The sequence below is a fragment of the Sphingobacterium shayense genome (assembly GCF_013179575.1).
Classification (GTDB): Bacteria; Bacteroidota; Bacteroidia; order Sphingobacteriales; family Sphingobacteriaceae; genus Sphingobacterium; species Sphingobacterium shayense.
In genome coordinates this window covers 1-2,926 of sequence record NZ_JABMCQ010000269.1, presented here as the reverse complement: position 1 = coordinate 2,926, position 2,926 = coordinate 1, and the positions used below count along the sequence as shown (strand labels likewise).

2 protein-coding genes are annotated in these 2,926 nt (G+C 43.1%); one reads left to right on the top strand and one right to left on the bottom strand.

The window, feature by feature from the left end; all coding sequences use genetic code 11:
• On the bottom strand, positions 1 to 860 hold an 860-nt coding region (rsgA, locus tag HP439_RS18505), incomplete at its 3' end, for a ribosome small subunit-dependent GTPase A (protein WP_172391809.1).
• A 160-nt stretch (positions 861 to 1,020) separates the two neighbouring features.
• Here rsgA and HP439_RS18500 point away from each other — a divergent pair.
• Positions 1,021 to 2,926 (top strand): DNA polymerase (locus HP439_RS18500; RefSeq protein WP_172391808.1); only part of this gene is annotated, 1,906 nt, incomplete at its 3' end.

Sequence of the window (2,926 nt, the reverse complement as noted above, 5' to 3'; positions counted from 1 at the left end):
ATATCGCCCTGCTCTAGGGCCTGGAGAATCACGCAACCAGGTTCATTGATATGTCGACAATTATGAAATCGACATTCATTCAAGCGTGCGCGCATTTCAGGAAAAAAATGTGATAATTCCTCCTTTTCAATATCGACGATCCCTAGCTCACGGATACCCGGAGTATCAATGATTTTTCCTCCAAAAGAAAGATCAATCATCTCAGCGAAAGTAGTGGTGTGTTTCCCCTTATCCGACCAATCTGAAATTGCACCGGTACGTAGCTCCGCTTCAGGGGATACCGCATTCACAAAAGTTGATTTTCCTACTCCCGAATGCCCAGAGATAAGCGTGGTCTTGTTTTGTAACAGCAACCGTATATCCTCCATTCCGTCGCCCTGTCGCGCAGATACTGCGTAACAAGGATAACCGATCCGTTCGTACAAATCCATATAATCAGCCAAGACCTCCAATCCTTCCTCGGAAAAAAGATCCAACTTGTTAAATACTAAAATAGCAGGGATATCGTAAGCCTCAGCGGTAACTAAAAACCTATCAATGAAACCAAGCGAGGTAGGTGGTGACGCTAGTGTAACTATCAACATCGCTTGATCGAGGTTAGCCCCAATAATTTGTGTTTGCTTCGACAAATTAATCGATTTTCGGATAATATAGTTCCGTCGAGGTTCCAAGGCAATAATTATTGCTGAGTCCTGATCGGGCTCCATTTGAAAATCTACCCAGTCGCCCACTGCAATGGGGTTTGTCGTACGGATACCTTTTGTGCGGAATTTTCCTTTAATACGACATTCTACGTGCCGACCGTTTTCGTCTTGCACCGTATACCAACTTCCAGTAGATTTCGTAACCAATCCCCTCATTCCACAAAAATCGTAAATAAAGATGACTTCGAGTGTCTATTTACAAATATTTTAGCGGTTCACGCTGCTCTTATCACGCTTTTTAATTTTTCCATTTCGCGCTAAGCCAAAAAAAGCTTATTTTCCTACCTTTGTGAAAGAGAATCAAAACTATATATAGGTGAAAAAACTTTTCCTTCTAGACGGCATGGCGCTGATTTACAGAGCCTACTTCGCACTCAACAAAGTTCCTCGATTAACGTCCTACGGGCTAAATACCGGGGCGATTATGGGCTTTACCAACACCTTACTCGAGATCCTCAAAAATCAGCAGCCAACACATTTAGCTGTAGTCTTCGATACGGAAGCTCCCACAAATAGGCATCTAGAATTCGAAGCCTACAAAGCACATCGTGAGAAAATGCCGGAAGATCTTGCCAACGCAATTCCTTACATTTTTCGACTTATAACCGGCTTCAACATTCCTATTATTACAATGGACGGGTATGAAGCGGATGATATTATCGGCACCCTCGCAAAAAAAGCAGAAACCAACGGTTTTCAAGTATATTGCATGACCCCCGACAAGGATTTTGGGCAACTCGTCTCGGAAAATATATTGATCTACAAACCAGCAAGGATGGGAAATGGAGCTGAAATACAGGGTGTATCCGAAATCCTAGAAAAATGGGAGATCACCGACGTTACTCAAGTCATCGACATTCTTGGACTATGGGGCGATGCCGTCGACAATATCCCAGGTATTCCAGGAATTGGCGAAAAAACAGCAAAAAAGCTTATTCAACAGTACGGGTCCGTCGAAGGAATTATTGAACATAGTCACGAACTTAAAGGCAAGCTCAAAGAAAATGTAGAGAATTACGCTGAACAGGGGAAAATATCTAAACGACTGGCAACCATACAACTAGATGTACCGATAGAATTCAAAGAAGAAGAGCTCCTAATGGAGAGCCCTAATAAAGACCTGCTCGAGCCGTTATTTTCGGAATTGGAATTTCGAACACTAGGTAAACGGGTTTTCGGAGAAGAGTTCAATATCGCAGATGGCGCTCCAAAAGCCACTACCGGACAGATGGACCTATTTTCGTCACCTGCCATAGAGACAATTCCTGCGGCTACACCAGAACCAGTTGCGGCAACCTTAAACATTCACAACACTATCCATACTTATACTCTGGTCGATAACGAACCCGCAATGCTGGCCCTAGCCACAGAACTTTCTGAGCAAAAGATATTTGCTTTCGATACCGAAACAACATCTATCGACGCTCTTTCTGCTGAAGTCGTCGGTATATCCTTCAGCTATCAAAAAGGCATCGCGTACTATGTACCTACACCGATAGATCGCATGGCTGCACAAAATGTCCTCAACATATTTAAATCGGTTTTAGAAGATCCCAAAATAGAAAAAGTAGGTCAGAACATCAAATACGACATTCTCCTGCTTTCTCGTTACCAAATTGCAGTACAAGGACCGCTGTTTGACACCATGATCGCACACTATCTAATCGATCCCGACACCCGGCATAACATGGATATTTTGGCTGAAACTTACCTTGGCTACACGCCTGTTTCCATCACCGAGCTGATCGGACCAAAGGGTAAAAATCAGGCAAACATGCGTGATATTGAAATACAAAAAGTAAAAGAGTACGCCGCGGAAGATGCAGACATTACGTGGCAACTCTATCAAAAATTTCAACCTCTACTTCAAGAGACTCAAACCCTTGAGTTGGCTCAAAAAGTAGAATTTCCACTGATTTACGTACTTGCAGAAATAGAAAAGAACGGAGTAAAAATCGACGTTGAAACATTAAAGCTATTCTCGTCGACGCTTCTCGACACCGTACAGGGCCTCGAGAAAACTATTTACGAAAAAGCGGGTGTAGTGTTTAATATTGCCTCGCCAAAGCAGCTCGGAGAAGTCTTATTCGACCACTTACAGCTCGACCCAAAAGCAAAAAAGACCAAAACCGGACAGTATAAAACTGGTGAGGATGTGCTCTTGGCGTTAGCGAATAAATCCGATATAGTGCAAGACATCCTTGAATTCCGTCAGATGCAAA